The sequence below is a fragment of the Bradyrhizobium sp. genome (genome assembly GCF_049581145.1).
Lineage (GTDB): Bacteria > Pseudomonadota > Alphaproteobacteria > Rhizobiales > Xanthobacteraceae > Bradyrhizobium.
This window is the reverse complement of the sequence record NZ_JBAURI010001315.1, coordinates 1-5,407: the sequence shown is the minus strand read 5'-3', so window position 1 is coordinate 5,407 and position 5,407 is coordinate 1. Positions and strand designations below refer to the sequence as shown.

General features: G+C 64.4%; 6 protein-coding genes. 1 reads left to right on the top strand and 5 read right to left on the bottom strand.

Features of this window, described 5'->3' with window-relative positions:
- The 5 genes from WCB02_RS41930 to WCB02_RS41910 form a co-directional block, all read right to left on the bottom strand.
- Positions 1-699: ABC transporter substrate-binding protein (locus WCB02_RS41930; protein ID WP_423968899.1), on the bottom strand; the 699-nt coding region annotated here is incomplete at its 3' end.
- Positions 700-732: 33 nt separating this feature from the next.
- Positions 733-1,812 (bottom strand): branched-chain amino acid ABC transporter permease, encoded by a 1,080-nt coding sequence (locus WCB02_RS41925; RefSeq protein WP_423968897.1) that lies wholly within the window; start codon positions 1,810-1,812, stop codon positions 733-735.
- Between the two features lie 3 nt (positions 1,813-1,815).
- Positions 1,816-2,736: a branched-chain amino acid ABC transporter permease gene (locus tag WCB02_RS41920; RefSeq protein ID WP_423968895.1), complete on the bottom strand. Its 921-nt coding sequence runs from the start codon at positions 2,734-2,736 to the stop codon at positions 1,816-1,818.
- Between the two features lie 10 nt (positions 2,737-2,746).
- Positions 2,747-3,469: an ABC transporter ATP-binding protein gene (locus tag WCB02_RS41915; RefSeq protein ID WP_423968892.1), complete on the bottom strand. Its 723-nt coding sequence runs from the start codon at positions 3,467-3,469 to the stop codon at positions 2,747-2,749.
- Complete coding sequence (locus WCB02_RS41910; RefSeq protein ID WP_423968889.1) at positions 3,466-4,221, bottom strand: ABC transporter ATP-binding protein; 756 nt, start codon at positions 4,219-4,221, stop codon at positions 3,466-3,468. The genes WCB02_RS41915 and WCB02_RS41910 overlap by 4 nt, the downstream gene beginning before the upstream one ends.
- Before the next feature lie 124 nt (positions 4,222-4,345).
- On the opposite strand from WCB02_RS41910, the gene WCB02_RS41905 reads away from it, so the two are divergent.
- Positions 4,346-5,266 (top strand): LysR substrate-binding domain-containing protein, encoded by a 921-nt coding sequence (locus WCB02_RS41905; RefSeq protein WP_423968887.1) that lies wholly within the window; start codon positions 4,346-4,348, stop codon positions 5,264-5,266.
- Positions 5,267-5,407: the final 141 nt, after the last annotated feature.

Below are 5,407 nucleotides of genomic sequence, written 5' to 3'. Positions count from 1 at the left end.
CGGCATCATCGTGCAGAGCATGATGGCGTCGGGCTCCTTCGGCAGGCTCTTGATGCGCGTGATCTGGGAGGCGATCGAGGCGTCATCGTTCTTGAAGGTGTCGCTGCCGGCGAGCGTGGCATCCTTTAGACGCGGCATCATCCAGTCGAAGCCGTCGCAGATGCCCTTGTTGTAGACGGTCCAGCTGTCGAGCAGCCGGTAGAAGCTGCGGGCATTCTTCTTGGTGTAGGCCCATTCGGCCATCGTCGCGCCCTGGACCGGGGCCAGCACCGAAGCCGAGAACGAGTAGGGACCGACGCCGGGGATGCCGGCCTTGATCGATTCCGCGCACAGGAAGAAGGAGACCTTCCCGGCGGCCTGCGCCTGCAGCGCGGCCGGAGCGCCAAAATCGTAGTCGCAAGATACGACCACGAGATCCGCGCCCTGGTCGAGCACCGCAAGACCTGCCTTGGCGCCCTCGGCCTGATCGGTCTTGGTGTCCGCGAACACGGCCTTGATCTTCCTGCCGAGCAGGCCGCCCGCCTTGTTGATCTCGTCGATCCGGATCAGCGCCGCATCCTGGGCCGGCTTGTCATAGGCCTGCATGAAGCCGGATGCGGCGGTCGCGAAACCGACGACGATCTCGTCGGCGGCGAACGTCGGCGTGCTCCATAGCGCGGTCGCCGCGGCCAGGACGCCTAGTATTGTCGTCATGCGCATCAACAATTCCTCCGTTTTCTGCATCAAGGGACTTCAGTTCGATTCCTCGAGCGCGGTCTGCACGGGCGCGGGCGAGGTGAGGCGCCGCTGCAGCGGCCACCCGCGCCAGGACAATTCGCGATTGCGGGTGAGGCCCGCGGGCAAGAACATCAGGATGACGATGGTGATGACGCCGATCGCGATCTCCTGGACCCCGTTCGGGATCGCGATCGTCACCCCATCGAGCATGACGCCCTTTTCGAGATCGCGAAACATCTCGATCAGCGCCGAAATCACCACGACGCCGGAGACGGCGCCGGTCAGGCTGTACATGCCGCCGACCACCAGCATCGATAGCGTGATGAAGGTGGTGCGTAGATAGAACGAGCCCGGATTGACGATGCTCAGGAAATGCGCGTAGAGCGCGCCGGCGACGCCTATGATGAAGGCGCTGACGACAAAGGCTGTCAGCCGCTCGCGGACCATGTCGATGCCGGAGGCGCTGGCCGCCACGGCTTCGTCCCTCGTGGCGCGGAGCGCCAGGCCGGAACGGGAAATCGCGTAGAGATAGGCGATCGCGACGGCCACCGCGGCCCCCAGCCAGCCGACCCAGACATTCATGGTGGGAGGGATGCCGACGATCGAGCCCTGGCCGCCCGTCACCGAGTCCCAGTTCGAATAGACGTTGTTGACGACGCCGAGCAGCCCGAATGTGGCGATCGAGGCGGCAATTCCCGACAACCGCATGATGACGCGCCCGACGATCAGCGCGAACAGGGCGGTGAACATCCCGGAGATCGGCGTGGCCGCCCACATCGGCAGCTGCGTATGCAACAGCCAGGTGGGCAATCCCTTCAGCGTGATCGATTTCATCACCGGCGGGATGGTCAGCCATGCCGTCATATAGGCGCCAAGGCACATGAAGCTGATATGGCCGAACGACAACAGGCCGGAATTACCGACAAAGACGTAGAGCCCGGTCACCAGCATGATGTTGATGAACATCTCGACCACGGTACGGTTGAAGGCCCTGCTGCCGAATAGATGGCTCAAGGCCGCCATCGCCAGTAATAGTACGATCAGCACGACCGGCGTCGCGATCGTTTGCCGGAGGACCGAGGAGCGCTGCGGCATTGATCAGACCCTCTGCTTGGCCGATTTGGGCGCGAACAGCCCTTGCGGACGGACCAGCAGGACCACGATCACGGCGCCATAGACGAAGGCGTCGCGGAACACGCGGGCATCATGCGGCAGCGTCGCCTGAAACACGACGCTGGCGGCGCCGATCAGGAAGCCGGCGGCGACCGCTCCGGGCAGGCTGCCGAGCCCGCCGATCACGGTTGCAATGAAGGCGATCAGCATGACATTGGCGCCCATCCCGATGTCGGCAGTGCCGGAATTGGTGGCGAGGATCAACCCGATGGCCGCCGCCAACATGCCGCTGATGGCGAAGGCCAGCAGGATGACATTGTTGGCGCGCACCCCGAGCATCCGGGCCATGGTGAAGTTTTCCGCCGCGGCGCGCATCTCAAGGCCGTAGCGTGTATGTTTGAGGAACAGCGTCAGGGCCGCCAGCGCGGCCAGGGTGATGACGATGGTGACGACCTGCAGCATAGGGATGCGGGCGCCCAAAATCTCGACCGGGAGGCTGAGGCTCGGCCACAGCGTGATCGATTTCGGGCGGCTCGAATACAGCATCAGCAGCAGATTGCGGATGGCAAAGCCGAGCGCGAAAGAGGCGATCATCATGGTTGCCGGATTGGCGTTGCGGAAGCGGCGGAACACGATCAGCTCCGACAACATGGACAGGCCCGCGCCCACCGAGAGCAACAGCGGAACGAGCAGGTAGAACGGCAGGTTGCCGGCGAAGACGATGGCAGCGGCATTGATCGAGGGCCACAGCATCGCGAACACGCAGACAGCGATGAAATCGCCATGCGCGAAGTTTACCAGCCGCATCACGCCGAAAATCAGCGCGATGCCGAGCGCGCCCAGGGCATAGAGGCTGCCGAGACTCAGCGCGTCGAAGACGATCTGCAGCAATTCGGTCACGCTCATGCGCCCATGCCTAATGATCTCCGAAGCCGAAATAGGCCTGCTTCAGGCGCTCGTCCTTGACCATCTCGGCCGCCGGACCTTCGAGCACGATCCGTCCGCCGCGCATCAGAATCATCCGTCCGCCGGTCATCATGGCGCGGGTCGAGCTCTGCTCGACGATCAACAGGGTCAGCTTGCGCTGGGCCCGCAACCGCACCAGGATCTCGTAGACCTGATCGATGATCTTGGGCGCAAGTCCGAGCGACGGCTCGTCGATCGCCATCAGCCGGGGCGAGGCCATCAGGGCGCGGCCAATGACGAGCATCTGCTGCTGGCCGCCGGACAGCATGCCGGCCGCCGCGTGGCGGCGCTCGGCCAGCATCGGAAATTCCTCGTAGACGGATGCCAGGTCCTCGGCGACCTTGTGCCGGTCGGCGCGCATGCCGGCGCCGACTTTCAGATTCTCCTCGATGGTCAGGCCGCCAAAGACGTTGCGCCCCTCGGGGACCAGCGAAAAACCGCGCCGGGCGATCGATTCCGGCGAGGCCCCCGTCACGTCGGCACCATCGATCGTGATGCCTCCCGAGGCGGGCGGCACCACGCCGGCGATTGCATTGAGCAAGGTCGATTTGCCGGCGCCATTGGGACCGGTCACAAACAGCACCTCGCCTTCGGCGATCTCCAGGCTGACGCCGCGCAAGGCCGCCAGGCGGCCGTAGCGTACCGTGATGTCGTCGACAGCGAGCAGTGTCACGGTGCGGCCGCCTCAGCCGCCACCAGCGTCGGAATCATCTCGTCGCGCTGCGTGCCCATATAGGCGTGGCGCACGGCATCGCTGTTGCGGATCTGCGCAGGGGGCCCGACCTCGATGATTTCGCCGGAATCCAGCACGAAGATGCGCTCGCAGAGTTCGAGCACGAGGCCGATATTGTGCTCGATCAGAAGCACGCCGACCCCGAGCTCTCCGGCGATCCGCTTGATGATGGCAGCCAGTTCATGGCTTTCATGCTCGGACATGCCGGCGGCGGGTTCATCCAGCAGCAGATAGCGCGGCGTGCCCATGATCGCGCGCCCGATGGCGACGCGGCGCTCATCGGTATAGGGCAGGGCGCCGGCGATCGCGCCGGCGAGGTGCGAGATGCCGAGCCAATCCATCACGCGCTCCACCTCGGCGATGGCATCGTGCCGGCTTTGGCCGAGGCCGACGCCGGTGACTTCGAGATTGTCCATGACCGGCAGGTCGCGGAACAGGCGGCCCGATTGAAACGTCCGCGCCAGGCCTTTGCGTCGCAGCCTGTGGGCTGCGATACCATTGATGGTTTCGCCCTCCAGCTCGATGGTCCCGGTGCCGACCCGCTGGAATCCGGTCAAGACATTGACGAGGGTGGTTTTTCCTGCGCCGTTCGGGCCGATCAGTCCGGTGATGCGTCCGCGCGGCACAGCCAGCGTGACGCCGGACAGGGCCTTCAACCCCTCGAACTGGACGCTGACATCGCGAGCGACCAAGTCCAAGTCACCGGAAGTCATTGAGAGCCTTTGTCAGACGCATCGAACATCAATTGCTTGATCTTTTGCGCCGCAGCGACGATTGTAAAATTCGAAAAATCGTTCGCTGATATTGGAATTTTTGATGGCACTGACCTTCCGTCAGGTCCGCCACTTCATCGCCACCGCTGAAACCGGCAAGGTGTCGGCGGCCGCCGCCGGCCTCAACGTAACCCAATCGGCCGTCACGGCTTCGATCAAGGCACTTGAGACCGAACTCGGCCGCAAGCTGTTCGACCGGCATTCGAACGGCGTCACGCTGACATTCGACGGCCAGCAGTTCCTGCAACGAGCACGCACGATCGAGGCCAGCGTCTCGGACGCAATGCGAGGACCGCATCGCTGGGGCACCCAGGTCGATGGCACGGTCGACGTCGCGGTCAGCTATACGGTGGCGGGCTATTTCCTGCCGCCGCTGTTGTCGCGGTTCTGGCGCGCCTTTCCCGGGATCACGGTGCGGCTGCATGAGTTCGAGCGCGACGCCATCGAGCAGAGCCTGATGAGCGGCAGCGTCGATGCCGCCGTCATGCTGGTCTCCAACCTGCACGACCGGCGCTCGATCCGCTCGCGGCTATTGTTGCGTTCGCCTCGCCGGCTGTGGGCCTGCGCCAACCACCCTCTCTTGCGCAAGGACTGTCTACGACTGGCCGACCTGGCGGGTGAGCCGTTTTTGATGCTGACCGTCGACGAGGCCGAGCGCTCCGCCATGCGCTATTGGCAGCGCACGCCCCATGTGCCCAACGTCATCTTCCGCACCCTGTCGGTGGAGGCGGTCCGCAGCATGGTGGCGACAGGCATGGGCATCACCATCCTGTCCGACATGGTCTATCGGCCGTGGTCGCTCGAGGGCCATCGCATCGACCTCAAGACGCTCGACGACGAGGTTCACACCATGGACATCGGCCTCGCCTGGAAGAGCAGCGCGAAGCTGTCGGCGGCGGCGCGCGCGTTCTGCGAATTCGTGGCCCTGGCTTATCCCGGCCCGGAGCCGGTGCAGTTCGATTGAAGGTCCGCCTCGGTGCCAAACGGCCCCGAGCCGAGCCATGAATGGCTTTGAGGCGACTTGGCGGCACCTACGCTCTGCCAAGACGAAAGAATTTCGTTGACCGCCTGTTTGGACTGGCCGACTCTCGGCTCGGCTGCCTCC